This is a genomic window from Yersinia vastinensis, assembly GCF_902726565.1.
Lineage (GTDB): Bacteria > Pseudomonadota > Gammaproteobacteria > Enterobacterales > Enterobacteriaceae > Yersinia > Yersinia vastinensis.
In genome coordinates this window covers 63,813-80,369 of sequence record NZ_CACVAF010000009.1, presented here as the reverse complement: position 1 = coordinate 80,369, position 16,557 = coordinate 63,813, and the positions used below count along the sequence as shown (strand labels likewise).

Sequence of the window (16,557 nt, the reverse complement as noted above, 5' to 3'; positions counted from 1 at the left end):
GCCGCTAACCAATAACCAGCAATTGACACCGGAGGTACGGACTGGCTTGACTTGTTAGGTTCAGCTCACCAGCGGCTTATATAATCTTAGTCACTGGATTGATGTCTATAGGGAAAGATTTCAAATCAAATGGTTTTTTATATCGATAATTAGCTACTGGGCGTTCGTTCCCTTCGCACTTTTTTCGCGCCTGACTTAGCGGGTACTTTAGTCACTGCGGCAGGTGTAATGAGGCCCTTTGGCATTTCCGGCTGTTCAATTGGGAATACCGGCAGTGCCGCTAATAGCCGCGAACCATAACCTTTAGTTAATAAACGCCGGTCATAAATAACTATTTCACCGTGACATGCATTACTGCGAATCAAGCGCCCAACCTGCTGAATCAAGTTAAACGAAGCACTAGGTAGACTTTGAACTTCAAATGGGTAGCGGTTCTGTGATTTTAGCCACTCGCCTTCCGTTAGAATCACCGGGCTGTCGATCGGCGGAAACGAGATCTTGTGAATATGAACCTGAGTCAGCAATTCACCTTTCAAATCCAACCCTTCGGCAAATGATTGCAGGCCAATTAATACACTGGCGGTGCCATTCTTTACCCGCTTGCGGTGTTCTTCAACCAACCGATAACGCGGTTGATCCCCTTGAACCAACAGCATTAAACGCAAATCGGTGACATGACTAAGGAAAGTTTGCATTGCGCGGTGGCTACTAAACAGGATCAACATGCCTTTATGCCGCCCGCTGGCGTGTTGCGCACGGAAAAATTGTGCCATCTCAGCCAGGTGTTCCGCTTCATGGGCCATGGTTGGCTCATGGCACATCTTGGGGATAATGAGTTTCCCTTGTTCGATATGATTAAACGGCGATGACAATGTTTCAAACCGATCACCGGCTTTCTCACTCAACCCGCTAAGTTCTTGTAGGCGTGCAAAACTGTTCAGCGAACGTAAGGTTGCCGACGTCACAATCACATGAGGAACTTTACGCCACAGCATTTTATCGAGCTGATCACTGACACGAATTCCCACACAGTGGAAATAGAGGTGCGTTTGGTTCTCGCGATACTCACGGGTTACCCATTTGGAAATCGGCGCATTCGAGGCTTTTTCCATTGCTGCCAACCGCCAGAGTTTACTCATGGCTTCCAAATAACCCAACGTCCTGCTCATTTGCAAAATAGCGCGATGTAAACGAACGATATCGTGCTTACCGGTTTGTTCACTCAAGTCATTGAGGACAAATTCGGCCAAGCCACGCAGAGCGTCCGTCAGCTTGAATAATTTGGCACAATCGTCTGTCAAACTCCCCGGTAGCACCCCCATTTCAAAACGATGCACCGCCGGACTATTATCCGTTGGCAAAAGTTGGCTGACTTGTTGCTCGACACTCAACATCAACTCACGCAACTGCTCGCAATGATCTTTCAAGCGCTCAGGGTTTGATAAGCCTGGCGGGTTTTTAGGCCGATACTGCACCATGCATTGGTCCACCAAACGTACAATCATGTCCAGCTGCATATTGGCAAAAACGGCGGTAATTTCACCGTCAATTTCCAATGCATCCCGCGCCACATCGGGCAAATGGTGCCCCTCATCCAACACCAACAGCAACTCTTTTGGATTGGGTAACACAGATTCGGTTTCGAGTGCGGCCATCACCAGCGCATGGTTGGCGACCACCACATCAGCACTTTCAATCTCTTTACGGGCAATAAAAAACGGACATTCACGAAAATAATGGCAATTACGGCCAAGACAGTTGGCTTTATCGGTGCTCAATTTCGCCCACAAGCTGTCACTAAGGGATAACTGATGATGGTCACGCAATCCATCCCAGGCATGGCTGTTCAGTGACTTCGTGAGCGCTAAACAGGTCGCCTGTTCTTCACCGTTAGCAGGTGCCAACTCATCGCCGAGAAACAGTGACAAATCCCCTTGCCCCGAGACGTCCGTGCACATTGCCGCTAAATTACGCGGACAAACATACCGCCCGCGCCCAAAGGCACCGGTGAATTTGAGGTCAGGAATAATTTTCTTCAACAGCGGCAAATCTTTGCTGTAAATCTGATCCTGCAACGCCACGTTCGCGGTACTAACCACCAGCGGCTTACTTTCTGCACGACTGACCGCAATACCGGGGATCAGATAAGACAGCGTTTTACCCACACCGGTAGGAGCCTCAATCGCCAAATGGCGACCGGCATCACCGGCTAGCGTTTTCGCCACTTCGGCTATCATCTGACGCTGAGGTGCTCGAGAGATAAAGTCCGGAATCTGCTGCGAAAGCGCTTTATACCACTGACTGATTTGTTCTTTTACTGCTGGGGATAACGCCATGCATATCTTATCTAAACTGAATGTTGCCCTATTGTCCCACACCACAACGTCCACGTCAGCCCGAAAGCCCGTTGCAGTAGTTGAAATATCCTTCTTACGCAAATGACAGTGGGATGAAATTTACGCAATGTCGCAGTTATTTATGATTTGTCATAAATATATCACACAGATGCGGTAAAAATTCTGCGCTGGATGAATTCAGAAAGATATTGGATACAGCAAAAAATTCTACTACTCGCGTCTTTTAAATAAGAGAAACAGGGCAAAAATATGAAACGTAATATTCTGGCAATCTTAGTACCGGCTTTATTAGTTGCCACAACAGCACACGCAGCAGAAATTTATAATAAAGACGGTAATAAACTTGATTTATACGGAAAAGTAAAAGGATTGCATTACTTCTCTGATAATAATAAAAGTGATGGCGATAAATCTTACGTCCGCTTTGGTTTCAAAGGTGCAACACAAATTACTGACCAATTGACCGGTTACGGTCAGTGGGAATATAACATTGCCGCTAACTACGCTGAAAGCCAAGAAACAAAAGACAATAAAACACGTTTAGCGTTTGCGGGTTTACGTTACGGAAAATTAGGTTCAATCGATTATGGCCGTAACTACGGTGTGTTATATGATATCGCCGCTTGGACAGATATGCTGCCGGAGTTTGGTAATGACAGCTATACCAGAACCGATAACTTTATGACTGGCCGCACAACTGGCGTGGCGACTTATCGCAACACCGACTTCTTCGGTTTGGTTGATGGTCTGAAGTTCTCTCTGCAATACCAAGGCAAAAACGGCAGTGAATCAGATAGCAATAATGGTCGTGCCGACGCAACAAAACAGAATGGTGATGGCTTCGGTTTGTCTTCCAGTTACGAGATTGGTGCCGGTGTGAGTGTTGGTGCCGCTTATGCGTCGTCTAACCGCACTACCGCTCAGAAAAATAGTAACTTCGGTAAAGGTGATAAAGCAGACGCTTGGACTACCGGCCTGAAATATGACGATAACGGTGTTTATTTAGGTGCAACCTATGCCGAAACTCGTAATATGACGCCTATTTCTGGTACTGCGGTTATTAATAATGTCTCAACCAGCGTGAGTGGCTTTGCAAATAAAACCCAAAACGTTGAATTGGTCGCGCAATATCTTTTTGATTTTGGTTTGAAACCTTCTTTGGCTTATATTCAGTCTAAAGGAAAAGATATCGAAGGTATCGGTGATGCTGATCTGGTTAAATATGTTTCTGTTGGTACTTACTACTACTTCAACAAAAACATGTCTACCTATGTTGATTACAAAATCAACCAACTGAACGATGATAACAAGCTGAAATTAAATACAGACAACGTTGTTGCTGTCGGCCTGGTTTATCAGTTCTAAGTAATGTACATCGGCATTATCCTCATTGTTTGAATGCTTCATCGTGATTTGTGAGTTTTATTAATCATCATTATTTTCACTTTGCCGGGAGGTCACTCCCGGTTTTATTTTTATCAATAAATTATTCATAATTAGCAGGAACAGATAATAACCCCACCTCACGCACCACTTCAGCCCGCGCACCTTGTTGTCTCGGCATCGTTTTGGTCAAATCCGCATGTTGAATCCAATATTGATAACGATTCTTCCCTAACGCTTTATCTGCCTGAACCATCAGCGGAACTAACCGTACCCCTATATGGTCAAGGCTGTGATAGGGCCACGCTTTTTGTTCATCGGAAAAAGGAGCCATAAAATCAAGTGCTTTAATCACACTACTGCCGTGAGATGTTTGATAATGCCACAGATCTATGTGCATTTTATCCGCTAACTGAGCCATCAATACTGCGGCTTGCAAACTGAAATAGCTGTAATGGAATGAACGTGTTCTGGCCAGTTCCAAAGGTTGTGAACCATCTGCGGCTAGTTGTGTATCCAGTTTTGTTTTCAATAAATTGGCCATCTCTGATACCACATCCGGTTGTTGCAGATACCAAGCGATGCCCGCTACTTGCACTGCATACCAGTTAGCGTGGTTATTCCGTGCTGCCGCCTCTTTTTTACCTGCCGGGCTATGCCGTAACCACGCCAGATATTCTGTCATCCATTGCTGTATCAGCTGCTCATCCTGCGCTGTCCAATGTTTGTTTTGCTGCAGCATAATGAGTGAATCGACAATCCGAGTGGCGAAATAACGCCCATCCAAAACCCCAGCCCCCCGCCCAGAAGCCATTCCCGGTACACCTTGCGCAAAATCGAGATTCGGGTTTTCGGAGCAATAAACCAGGTTCGAATCAAGCTGATGGCTTTATCGGCATATTTTTGTTGTCCAGAGAAATACCAAGCTAATGTCAGTGTTTGTACTTGGGCCGTAAAATCGGCCAAGCGCACACCATCACTATCATCATTTTTACTCGCGGGGTTAACCAGCCCATCTTTACGTATCCAGGGTAAACCCTCATTTTTTTGGCTATCGGGCCACCAATAAGCGCTGAGACTCAGATAATCATGTTTAGAACCACTGGGAGGCACCCTATTTTTATCCATGACACTGGGATTCGCCCGTTTCAGCGCTTTATCTGCCTGCTGTAATAACTGGCGGTAAGCTTGCTGAGTCATTGCGGGCAGTTGCCCCCTTTGCGCATCTTGCGCTATGGCCCGTTGATTATGCTGCACCGCGCTGGTCGATAAAAAGGCATAGTCATGTTGCGCTGCATCAGCAACAGGTGGCATAACAAAGGCCAGTAACATCATCAGTACAACGTAAACAGGTATCCAATTTAGAGCACGAATATCAGCTAATTTACCCACGCGCACAGCACTCATAATTTATTCACCTTGTCTGATAATCGGTTATGTATGGCCGTTATTCTCTGATTTTATGCATCATGCCTGAAGCTTTATATGCTTTCTTAAAAAGTGCAGTTTTTGTCACTGTTTCTTAACCTAACCATTGTCACCCACAAGAATAACCCTCTGTTTTAGTGCAAATTTTAGACGAATAATTAAAAGGTAAAAAAATGATAAAAACCTTTGCTAACGATCACTGTTCTCATGTTTACTGGTGCATCTGTGTTTTACCTCTCCTTTCTTATTGAATAACTATGCTGAAGCAAAATAGTCGTAATCTGTGGTTGCTGATAGGTTCACTCTTCACCTTATACTTCGTCTGGGGTTCTACCTATCTAGTCATTCGTATTGGGGTAGAAAGCTGGCCTCCCTTGATGATGGCAGGATTACGCTACTTGATTGCCGGGATATTACTGTTCAGTTTTCTTGCTATTCGTGGTCACGCATTACCAACGTTACGCCAATGGATGGGAGCCAGCGCCATCGGTATCTTATTATTAGCAATAGGTAATGGCCTGGTAACCATAGCCGAACATCAGCATGTTCCCTCGGGAATTGCCGCCGTGATGGTGGCAACTGTTCCCCTATTCACCTTGTGTTTCAGCATGTTATGGGGGATGCGTAACACTAAATTGGAGTGGGCTGGTATTGCACTCGGCTTAGTAGGCATAATATTGCTTAACACTGGCAGTAACTTGCTTGGCAACCCACTGGGCGCGATGCTGATATTACTGGCGTCGGCCAGTTGGGCGTTCGGCTCTGTCTGGAGCTCACGTTTGGCGCTGCCGAGTGGTGCAATGTCCGGAGCAGCTCAGATGCTAGTTGCAGGAGTGGTTTTACTGCTGGCCAGTACAATCAGTGGCGAAGAACTTAACCAAATGCCCTCTATGGGCGGGATTCTTTCGTTACTTTATTTGATTGTTTTCGGTTCAATGCTCGCCATCAGTGCTTATATGTTTTTGCTAAAAAATGTTCGCCCTGCGGTAGCCACCAGCTATGCCTATGTAAACCCGGTCGTCGCAGTATTGTTGGGTATTGGTTTTGCCGGTGAAAGTTTATCAACTACCGAATGGTGCGCATTAGCGGTTATTGTTTCTGCGGTGGTATTGGTGACCTTGGGGAAATTTTTGTTTAAACCTCGTTAATCTCTATACAGCAAGAATGCAACATGGTTGTTTCATTTAGTGAACGGGCTATAATTCACGCTGTTTAGGTAAAAAGTGAAAATAATTATGCTGAGAAAAGCACTCATTATCCTGATTGCGATAATGGCTCTGAGTTCGTTAGGCGGCGTTTTTCTGGCTGGGCTGAACATCTACACCCGTTCAACCACTCCACATGAAACTGAAACCATCGAATCGACCCCCTTGTCTGATATTGGCCCTGCGGGCTTATCTAACAATGGTCAAGAATCACCGTAAGCGCCGGCATCACTGCTGCAAAAGTGCTTGTAAGCCCCTAACCCATTCAGACACCTGTGAGCGGTGGGGGCACAAGATCATTAAAGGTAAAATATCCCCCGACCAATCCGGCAATATATGGATCAAACTTCCTGCACGAATATCGTCAATAACATCAATTGCCGATTTAATGACCATATTCCATCCTGCCAACGGCCAATAACGAGCAACTCGCCATCATCACTGCACATTCACCTGACATGGCGATCTCTTGCATATTGTCTTACCAAATTAATCGCTACTGACTATAAAGGCACCCATATCGGAAGAAGTGTACAAAGAGAGGTTAGTCACTTATTTATGTACGCCATATTCCTCACAGACAATTTTATATCCTGCCTGAAGGTACTGATGTCGTACCCAGATAACCGAAATACACCCGCTCACTCACCTAAAAACAAGAACCTGCATCAAACTGTGGTGACTCCCAATGCAAACGCTTTTTTTTGCATTTGACTAATGACGTCATAGGCCGTCCAAGGCAACACAGTAAATGTTCCTATTAATAACTTATTTTTAGCTGAAGTTGATGTCGGTAAGTTGACTGTAGCAGTGATGGCCTGACGTATCCGCAGAAGTTGCTCCTGCGATGTCGATAATGAGGTAATTAGCGGTAACCCTGGTGCTGCCTCTGTTAGCGCAATGATCTTTAGCCCGGCAACTGCGGTGGGTTTGGCTCGTTGTAATAGCGCAAAGCTCACACAATCTATCGCTGCTATATCGGCCTGCCCTTGCTGAATCATTTCGATTGATTGGTAATGCCCTCCGGAAACTAACCCGCGAGAAAAGAAACCCCCATTAACCGCCAGCGGTGCAATTAAAGCACGTAAGGCATTATAACCAGACTGAGAGTCTGTACTGTTGTAAGTAACTATTCTATGGCGAAAATCCGCTAATCGTTGACCCTCTTCATTCTCGCGAACAACAACCAGACTGCGATAATACGGGCCTGTGCAATACGGTGATTGATAACCCAAAACCCCCACTAATTGCACTTGCTGACGCAATGATGTCACCAGCGGGAAACCACAGGTTTGACTCAGTAGCATATTGGGGTCTCGCCAATGCTGTAACAAGTCAGAGGGCCAGATCAGCTGCTCTTCGACTCCCGTAACCCCATGATGACGCAGTTGACAAGACAAACGTTGCCAAAAAGGCTGCACGTCCTGCGGATGGATGCCATACATAGGCAGCGAAACTAGCATAGGGGCTCACCACGGAAACGGTAAAAATTCAAAGTATCAGTTGTTTTTAACGTCAATTGTCTTTAACAACAGTGAAGGTTTGTAATTCGCGCCACCGTGACAATCGTCGATTCCAGCGAGTAAATATCATATCCGTGATAATTGCCAATAAGGCAACTACGACGGCCCCTTGAATAACATAAGCCGTATTAAAACCGCTAAGCCCGATAATAATAGGAGAGCCTAAGGTTTTTGTTCCAACCGTTGAGGCTATTGCGGCTGTACCAATATTAATAATGACCGATGTTCGAATACCCGCAACGATGACTGGGGATGCCAATGGTAGTTCTACCTTCCACAAAATCTGTCTGGCACTCATTCCGACGCCTTGAGCGACTTCACGAATATCCCGAGAAACAGACTCAATACCAGTGATAGTTCCCTGTAAAATAGGCAATAAACCATAGAGCACTAAAGCGATAATGGCGGGTTTTTCACTAAACCCCATGACAGGAACAGCAATAGCAAGCACTGCAACAGGAGGAAAGGTTTGCCCCATGGCAACAACTGTTTCCACCACAGAACGGAATTCTTTCCCAGCCGGCCGAGTGACCGCAACACCGGCACTCACTCCGATAACAACGGCAATAACACTGGAAATCAATACTAGAAAAACATGGGCCACAACTAGTGACCAAAAGGTATCCTGTACGTAAATGGGCCTATCGAGATCAGGAAACAGTGCTGCGAAAAAGCCTTGCAAGGAAGTCATGCCAAAAACCAGGCCAGCCAATAATAGCAACACCCAGCAGAGGGGGTCTTTTAAACCCTGCGATAGAGCTGACCACATTCGTACCGCAAACGTATTTTTTATATTCCCGCCTTTGGTCACGGTCGGTTTCACAAGTCCTCCTTATCTGCATCTGCAATGAGATCTGCAAAATAAAGTACACCCAATGGCTGCCCATGTTCATTAGCAACTGGCAACTTATCCGTCTGGCGAGATACAAATAAAGAAAGAGCTTCACGTAGACTCATGGTACCCAATATCGGCTGCCCTATTAGCATTTCACCCTGCCTGACACGCTGTTCAGCCCTACCTAGGGATAATAATTTAATACCGAGATCGCTACGGCCGAAGAAATCGCGAACAAAATCATTGGCTGGTTGAGTTAACATTTCAAGAGGAGTCCCTTGCTGAATAACTCTTCCCTCATCCATCAAGACTATGCGGTCAGCCAGAGCTAAGGCTTCATCAATATCATGGGTGACCAGCACGATGGTCCGGCCTGACAATTGATGAATACGGGTAATTTCAAACTGCAATGCGGAACGCGTCACGGGGTCTAATGCCCCGAATGGTTCATCCATCAATAAAACTTCAGGGTCTGCGGCTAAAGCTCGAGCGACACCGACTCGCTGTTGCTGCCCACCTGAAAGTTGGTGAGGATAACGATGCAGGAATTGCTCTGGATCCAGATGCAATAACTCCAGCAACTCGATAACCCGCTGATGAATACGTTCTCGAGGCCATTTTAGCAATTGCGGCACAGTGGCAATATTGCGCGCCACTGTCCAGTGAGGAAATAGACCAATGGATTGAATGGCATACCCCATACGTCGCCGTAGATCTTCGGGATTATAATTACGGATTTCTTCACCGGCAAAATGGATTCTTCCCTCGTCATGCTCAATAAGTCGATTAATCATTTTTAACGTAGTCGACTTACCTGAACCAGAGGTACCAATCAGTACAGTAAACTCTCCTTTCGCAATCTGTAGCGTGAGGTTATCTACTGCACGTTTACCTGCAAAATATTTACTTACCTGATGGAAATGAATCATCGATGTGAAGTATCCATAAAAATAACGATGAATTTAAACAGCGAATCAACCACTACCGCCATCACGATCACGGGTATGACACCCAGCAACACTAAATCCAATGCACTGCTCAGCAGACCTTGAAATACAATTGCGCCCAAACCACCAGCACCAATCAATGCCGCAACGACAGCAAGCCCAACGGTTTGTACTGAGATAATACGAATGCCGGATAAAATGAGTGGCATAGCGATGGGTATTTGCACCCGAAAGAACAACTGGCTACGGGTCATTCCCATGCCTTGGGCTGATTCAACGACACTGTCAGGAACCGACTCTAATCCAGCAACGACATTACGCACTAAGGGTAATAAGGCATAAAGCACCAAAGCAACAATCGCTGGGGCCAGTCCTATACCACTGACACCATGCTCTGCTAACCACGGAATTGCCGCTGCTAGCCCCGCTAAAGGGGCAATCAGCAACCCAAATAAGGCAATTGATGGAATGGTTTGAATAATATTCAGTGTTGAAAAAATAGCGCCTTGAAAACGATGAGAACGAAAACAGAATAGGCCGAGAGGAATACCCAGAATGACAGCAGGTATGAGCGTTGCGACTAGGATTTGTAAATGCTGCCACAATGCATCGTCAAATACGTCTTGCCGATTCACATATTCCTTCATCAATGACAGCTGATCAAGTTGCCCTGTTACCAGCAATAGAACAACCGGTAATACCAACAAAACGTTAGCTAAGCTGCGCCAAATAGGGTTCATCACAGCACGGGATAAGCTATCGATCGCTATCAATATGCTCACCCCACTCATTAGCCAAAACCCACCACCGAGTGAAGTACGAGTGAGGCTATCTTCACCTCCAGAAAGTTGTATGGCTGTGGTACCCGCTAGCAACAGCAAGGTAAATAGCAACACCTCCGCCACTAAAACTGTCGACCAGTACAGGGTCTTACTCTGTTTAAAAAAAACAAAAATAAACAATATTGCTATAGGTGCTAATCCCCACCAAACCGGCCCAGTCATTAGCGACCAAAGCGAGATCCCCTGCCCAGAGATCAAGCGATTCGGCGCATGGCTAACAAAAGAAAGTCCCATGCCAGATAAAATCAGCAAAATAACCAGTGCTAACAGGACTCGGTTTTTTACAGTCATAAAAATCCATCTCCATGACAGATAATCTTTGTCTTAATAAGCGATTACCTGTTTATTTGATGGCACTATAATGCAGACGGTTATAGCACCACCCCCATACTCATTATTATCCTTTAACGAATCCTTTCTCTTTCAGATAATTGGCTGCGACTTTTTTCGCATCCTGCCCCTCTACCGCAATACGGGCATTCAGTTTTTGTAACGTCGGGCCATCAAGTGTGGCAAATACAGGATCGAGTAAGGTAGGTATATTGGGATGCGCTTTCAGTGTGGCTTCGCGAATTATCGGCGTTGGGGCATAAATAGGCTGGACACCTTTAGTATCTTCCAGCGTTTGCAATCCTAAGGCCGCTACCGGGCCATCAGTACCATAAGCCATTGCGGCATTAACACCAGAGGTTTGCTCTGCGGCAGCTTTGATTGTTACCGCTGTATCTCCCCCAGCCAATGATAACAACTGATCCTGATTTAATTTGAAACCATACGCTTGCTGGAAAGCAGGTAAAGCATCAGGACGCTCAATAAATTCGGCAGAAGCCGCCAGTTTAAATTGCCCCCCCGCATTAATCCACTTGCCTAAGTCATCCAATGTTTTCAAGTTATTCGTTTTGGCTAAGTCTTGGCGGACTGCGATAGTCCAAGTATTATTTGCTGGAGCCGGCGAAAGCCATACTAGTTTATTCTTTTCGTAATCCAGCGCTTTGACTTTTTCATAACCTGCTTTGGCATTCTTCCAAGCCGGATCTTTTTCATCAGAGAAGAAAAAGGCACCATTACCAGTATATTCAGGATAAATATCAATCTCGCCAGCAGTGATTGCACCTCGCACCACTTTAGTTGTACCCAACTGCGATTTATTAGTGGTTTTAATTCCGTTAGCATCCAAAACCTGCACAATAATGTTACCCAACAATGAGCCTTCGGTATCAATTTTTGAGCCAACACGGACAGTATCTGCAGCTTGAGATGCACCACTAGATGTCGCCAACATAACTGTTGCTAACGCAAAAATCTGGCCACGAGTTAAGTTCTTTGCCATGTTTTACCTCTATGTGCTCAAGGGTTAGAGAAAGTTAGGTTGCTAATGTTTGTCAACAGAAACGCCAGTAAAGTATACAACCTGCCATCATTAACAAGTCAGTAACCATATTAGATTTAGTCCAAAACAAACCAAATAACCAATTGATATCAAATATATTATTCGCAATTTTTTAGGCTAACAGACCGATCAGTTTCATACATAACAGTATGATAGCTAAGTATTTAAAAATTATTTTGTCTACAAAACTTACGGTTAAGATTACACAAATGGCTGTATATAACAACAGTAAATTTTAGCTAACTGAAGAGAGTTTCTAGAGTGTTTGTTCAGCATCAATGAGCTGCTTTTTACATTTAACGGGCTATTTGAGATGGAGTTTGAGTAGGGCTATCGCCACTATCAATCTTGTCATGTTGTCGTTTACTGATTGATGTTTTATTTTCGCTATCGTAAAAAGGATGAATTTCTATTGCTAAAGCTGTAAAAGCAAAAGCTTCAAACCATTGAGTATAGCCATTCACCACAAAGTACCCGCTGCGATGTTGATATTGAACGCGATTTTCCAGATAAATCTGACGCAATCCATACCAAGGCAAAGCAGGTAAATCATGATGAACTAGATGATAATTAAGGTTTAGAAATAACAATCGCCATGGCCATGCCGCCTCATTCAATGTTGAACGTGCTGCACTGTCTTGCGCGGCTCTATGCTCAAAAAACGACCTCACTTTAGTCAGGCTAAGTGCCGGATAAGCAATCACTAAAATGGCAAAAATTGTTGAAATACCATGACTGGACATCCAGTGAAGCAATAAACTCAGTAGCCCCAAATGAATTAACCACATGATAATGGCAGGACGATCACCAGTAATAAAGGCACGAGTTGCGCTACGGATAGTATCAATGATATCTAGCGCTGGCCCCAGCACCAATCGGCCAATGAAAGTATTGCTAATACGTACAATACTTTTGAATACAGAAGGAAAATACCGCCATTGCTCTGCTGTATAGTAATAACCTTCAGGGTCTTTTTCTGGGTGGGTTAAATCCTCATCCCTGTGATGTTGAATATGAGAGTCACGATAGAGACCATAGGGATACCACACTGCAAGCGGCAAAGTCCCGAATAGCTGATTGACTCTCCGCCAGCGAGTCGGATGTCCGTGAATCAACTCATGTTGTAGCGACATATACCACGTGCTAAACAAGATTAGAAACACGCTACCAATCACAGAACCCAGTTGTTGCCAATAGATAACACATGCAAACCAACCCGTGTATATAACACTAATCAACGCCCAAGTTGGCAATTCCAAACGCCAGACCCAAGAACGTGATAACTGTTTTATTCGCGCTCGTTGCTGCCGGCTAAGATAATAAGCAGCACCTGCCGGGCGGTAATCAGATTTGGCATCAGCAGTCGACATATTTAAGACTCATACTTGGCATAATTTGGACCAGTATCAGCTTAAGCATACCCACTGCTAACTAATTTAAAGCACTATGTATATCTAAAAACTGTCTATCTAAACCTCTATCCAACACAATTCTTGCGCTGAAACGGCAATAGCATCCAATACTTTAGATACTTTCCAACCTTCTTCAAAATCTGGCCACATACTCTCCTCACCAGCTATACCGTTTATCAAATCACGAATCTCAACCGTTTTTTGATCGTTAAAACCAATACCATGCCCTGCACTGACACAAAAAGCAGCATAGTCTGGGTGCTGCGGCCCGGTGAGCAATGTTTTAAACCCTTGTCTTGATTGCGGATCATCATGGCGATAGAGTTGTAATTCTGCCATGCGTTCCTGTGTATAACTGATAGTGCCTTTAGTCCCAGTAACCACGTAGGTTAACCCCATTTTGCGGCCACAAGCGATACGAGATGTCTCTATTGTTCCCATTGCCCCATTAGCAAAGCGTACCAATGCGCTGGCCTGATCCTCATTTTCTACTGTTCGTAAGATTGAGCGATCTTTTGGGTCGGGCCGCTGCTGTATAACTGTCTGCATATCACCACAGACATTGGTAATATCACCGACCAAATAATGAGCCATATTCACAATGTGTGCAGCTAGATCCCCTAACGCACCAAGCCCTGCTTGTGATCTGGTGCAATGCCAATCTAAGGGCGTGTTCGGATCGGCCAAATAATCCTCATTATGTGTACCGTAAAAATGAACAACATCACCAATTTCACCGTTAGCAATAATCTCACGTGCTAACTGGCTAGTAGGGTTTTTCATATAATTGAAACCTACCAACGTTTTTACGCCTTTTGCTCGCGCAGCTTCGACCATTTCTTGGGCATCTGCAGCATTAAGAGCCAAAGGTTTTTCTGAGTAAACATGCTTCCCGTGGCTAATTGCTGCCAGTGCCATTTCCTTGTGCAAGAAATTTGGCGCACAGATATCCACCACATCAATATTTGGATCAGCAACTAGCTCCTGCCAATTTGCAGTGGCGCGAGAAAAACCAAATTCAGCTGCGCGTTGTTGGGCTAATTCAGGAGTGACTTCAGCTAGCATTTCCAGTACTGGCAGCCCCTTTAATGGAAAAACAGTCGCGACCTGCGCGTAAGCAATGGCATGACAACGACCGATATAACCAGTACCGATAAGGCCAATTCGAACCTTTTGCATTCTATTCCCCTTGCCTGTTTAAGGTGACATCTCACTTAGGACTTTACTTGGTAACGGTTATACGAAATTAAAATTTCATCATCAAGGAAATTATGGAATAAAAACTCTTTTTGAGAAGTACTACAAATAATATTTTTAGTGCAATGAAACTTTGCATATGCAAAGCATAAATCGCGTTACTCAGTTCACAAAAACAATGAACAAATACACTACAAATGAAAACTTTATTTTCTTTATGTAACAAATGAAATAATAGATTTCAATTATTGCGACGCATTGCGCAACGCTGATAACTCAAGGTTTCAATCATGTTATTTCGTTATATAGTGAATACCACGATGGAGTACTCACTGAGCTGCTCCTTTATAATTTCGACAGGTAACTTGCTATGAACTCACCTTTTCTGGTAACACCACACTGGCTGGCAGAAAATATTCATGATGCCAACATCGTTATTCTGGATGCCAGAATGTCACCACCAGGATTAATACCTAAGAGAGATATTCGAGCTGAATTTGAGCAGGGACATATTCCTGGCGCGGTTTATTTTGATATTGACGCAATAGCAGACCACAGCACCGATTTACCTCATATGCTGCCATCCCCCCAAGTATTCAGTGAAATGGTTGGCCAATTAGGGATCAATGAGCAGCAGACATTGGTTATTTATGATGATGGCAACCTGTTTTCTGCTCCGCGGGTTTGGTGGACGTTTCGTACATTTGGCGTAAAAAAAGTACATATTTTAACGGGCGGTATCAGCGGATGGCTACAGTCTGGATTTGCATTAGAAAGCGGGCCAACTGACCGCTCCCCAGAAATATTCAATGCGACATTCAACGCTGCTGCGGTTAAAAATGCTGAACAGATTTTAGCCGCACTTGGCGATAGTGAGATACAGATTCTAGACGCACGCCCGATGGGGAGATTTAACGCTCAGGAACCAGAACCTCGGCCAGGCCTGCGCTTAGGGCGCATTCCTGGAAGCATTAATGTTCCCTGGGGGAGCATGGTTGAAAACGGTAATTTGAAATCGCCACAGGTGCTGGCAAGTATTTTTGCTGCTCAAGGCGTGGACTTGAGCAAGCCCATTATTACCAGTTGTGGTTCTGGCGTGACAGCCGCCGTTGTTGCTCTGGGATTAGCGGCAGTCAATGCCCCTACAGTCTCATTGTATGATGGTTCTTGGGCTGAGTGGGGTGCATCTGATTCACTGCCTATTGATAACAAGAAACTGCCATAAAACTAGCCTATACCATAAGACAGTTAAATAGCGACTAGGCCACGGACACCCTCAAGCTCCATATCGGTGCCGTGTCCTCGCTGGATAATTTTGCCACGAGACATCACTAAATAATTATCGGCCAACTCCGCAGCAAAATCATAAAACTGCTCTACCAACAAGATAGCCATATCTCCTTGGGCCGCTAATTTTTTGATGACTAATCCAATCTCTTTAATCACTGAGGGCTGAATTCCTTCTGTGGGTTCATCAAGAATTAACAGCCTCGGTTGGCAAGCCAATGCCCGGCCAATCGCTAGTTGTTGTTGTTGCCCACCAGATAAATCCCCGCCACGGCGATACTTCATCTCCTGCAACACAGGGAAGAGTTGATAAATATGCTCAGGGACTGTTTTACTTTGTGAGTTTGGGAAACGCGAAAGCCCTAATAAAATATTCTCTTCGACAGTGAGTCGGGGAAATATTTCCCGCCCTTGTGGCACGTAGGCAATTCCCCCTTTGACTCTCTGATGGGGAGATTGGTGGCTAATGTTTTTACCTTCCCAAATAATGCTGCCATTTCTGGCTGACACTAATCCCATCAGACATTTGAGTAATGTTGTTTTACCTACACCATTTCTACCCAATAAGCATGTCACTTCACCCACCGCAGCCTCAAATGACAAGCCGCGCAATATATGACTGCCACCATAATATTGATCGAGTTCATTTACTTGCAGCATATATTATCTCCCAACGGATCCAGATAACTGCTGATCACCAAATGCTAAGTATCACGGTGACTAGTCGTTCAGAATCAAGACATGATCCCAA

The 16,557-nt window shown here is 44.9% G+C and carries 13 protein-coding genes and 1 pseudogene; 4 read left to right on the top strand and 10 right to left on the bottom strand.

What is annotated here, in order from left to right; genetic code table 11:
• Positions 1 to 149: 149 nt before the first annotated feature.
• Complete coding sequence (gene dinG / locus HUZ92_RS14810; RefSeq protein WP_145579897.1) at positions 150 to 2,336, bottom strand: ATP-dependent DNA helicase DinG; 2,187 nt, start codon at positions 2,334 to 2,336, stop codon at positions 150 to 152.
• A gap of 270 nt (positions 2,337 to 2,606) precedes the next feature.
• Between dinG and ompF2 the strand changes: the two genes are divergently transcribed.
• The gene (ompF2, locus tag HUZ92_RS14805) at positions 2,607 to 3,722 is read left to right on the top strand and encodes a porin OmpF2 (protein ID WP_174846856.1); all 1,116 of its coding nucleotides are present in this window, start codon (positions 2,607 to 2,609) and stop codon (positions 3,720 to 3,722) included.
• A 121-nt stretch (positions 3,723 to 3,843) separates the two neighbouring features.
• On the opposite strand, the pseudogene HUZ92_RS14800 reads toward ompF2, so the two are convergent.
• Positions 3,844 to 5,147, bottom strand: a pseudogene (locus tag HUZ92_RS14800) (alginate lyase family protein).
• Between the two features lie 278 nt (positions 5,148 to 5,425).
• On the opposite strand from HUZ92_RS14800, the gene yedA reads away from it, so the two are divergent.
• Positions 5,426 to 6,316: a drug/metabolite exporter YedA gene (yedA, locus tag HUZ92_RS14795; RefSeq protein ID WP_050098761.1), complete on the top strand. Its 891-nt coding sequence runs from the start codon at positions 5,426 to 5,428 to the stop codon at positions 6,314 to 6,316.
• Between the two features lie 87 nt (positions 6,317 to 6,403).
• Positions 6,404 to 6,592: a hypothetical protein gene (locus HUZ92_RS14790; RefSeq protein ID WP_050098763.1), complete on the top strand. Its 189-nt coding sequence runs from the start codon at positions 6,404 to 6,406 to the stop codon at positions 6,590 to 6,592.
• Positions 6,593 to 7,041: 449 nt separating this feature from the next.
• Here HUZ92_RS14790 and HUZ92_RS14785 read toward each other — a convergent pair whose 3' ends face one another.
• From HUZ92_RS14785 to HUZ92_RS14755, 7 genes are all read right to left on the bottom strand, one after another.
• Positions 7,042 to 7,818 carry a phosphate/phosphite/phosphonate ABC transporter substrate-binding protein gene (locus tag HUZ92_RS14785; RefSeq protein ID WP_145579907.1) on the bottom strand — a complete coding sequence of 259 codons (777 nt, stop codon included), beginning with the start codon at positions 7,816 to 7,818 and terminating at the stop codon, positions 7,042 to 7,044.
• Positions 7,819 to 7,888: 70 nt separating this feature from the next.
• Positions 7,889 to 8,587: an ABC transporter permease gene (locus HUZ92_RS14780; RefSeq protein WP_050141044.1), complete on the bottom strand. Its 699-nt coding sequence runs from the start codon at positions 8,585 to 8,587 to the stop codon at positions 7,889 to 7,891.
• 128 nt (positions 8,588 to 8,715) lie between these two features.
• Positions 8,716 to 9,660 carry an ABC transporter ATP-binding protein gene (locus HUZ92_RS14775; protein WP_050098766.1) on the bottom strand — a complete coding sequence of 315 codons (945 nt, stop codon included), beginning with the start codon at positions 9,658 to 9,660 and terminating at the stop codon, positions 8,716 to 8,718.
• On the bottom strand, positions 9,657 to 10,811 hold the full coding sequence (locus HUZ92_RS14770) for an ABC transporter permease (protein ID WP_128451742.1): 1,155 nt from the start codon (positions 10,809 to 10,811) through the stop codon (positions 9,657 to 9,659). Before HUZ92_RS14770 ends, HUZ92_RS14775 begins: the two co-directional genes overlap by 4 nt.
• 106 nt (positions 10,812 to 10,917) lie before the next feature.
• Positions 10,918 to 11,850 (bottom strand): glycine betaine ABC transporter substrate-binding protein OsmF, encoded by a 933-nt coding sequence (gene osmF / locus HUZ92_RS14765; protein WP_050141011.1) that lies wholly within the window; start codon positions 11,848 to 11,850, stop codon positions 10,918 to 10,920.
• Positions 11,851 to 12,206: 356 nt separating this feature from the next.
• Positions 12,207 to 13,280: a fatty acid desaturase gene (locus HUZ92_RS14760; RefSeq protein WP_050141012.1), complete on the bottom strand. Its 1,074-nt coding sequence runs from the start codon at positions 13,278 to 13,280 to the stop codon at positions 12,207 to 12,209.
• Between the two features lie 99 nt (positions 13,281 to 13,379).
• On the bottom strand, positions 13,380 to 14,501 hold the full coding sequence (locus HUZ92_RS14755; RefSeq protein ID WP_128451741.1) for a Gfo/Idh/MocA family protein: 1,122 nt from the start codon (positions 14,499 to 14,501) through the stop codon (positions 13,380 to 13,382).
• Between the two features lie 388 nt (positions 14,502 to 14,889).
• Between HUZ92_RS14755 and sseA the strand changes: the two genes are divergently transcribed.
• Entirely contained in the window at positions 14,890 to 15,744 is an 855-nt protein-coding gene (gene sseA / locus HUZ92_RS14750; RefSeq protein WP_050098775.1) for a 3-mercaptopyruvate sulfurtransferase, read from the top strand.
• Between the two features lie 23 nt (positions 15,745 to 15,767).
• Here sseA and urtE read toward each other — a convergent pair whose 3' ends face one another.
• Positions 15,768 to 16,466 (bottom strand): urea ABC transporter ATP-binding subunit UrtE, encoded by a 699-nt coding sequence (urtE, locus tag HUZ92_RS14745; protein WP_050098777.1) that lies wholly within the window; start codon positions 16,464 to 16,466, stop codon positions 15,768 to 15,770.
• Between the last annotated feature and the right edge of the window lie 91 nt (positions 16,467 to 16,557).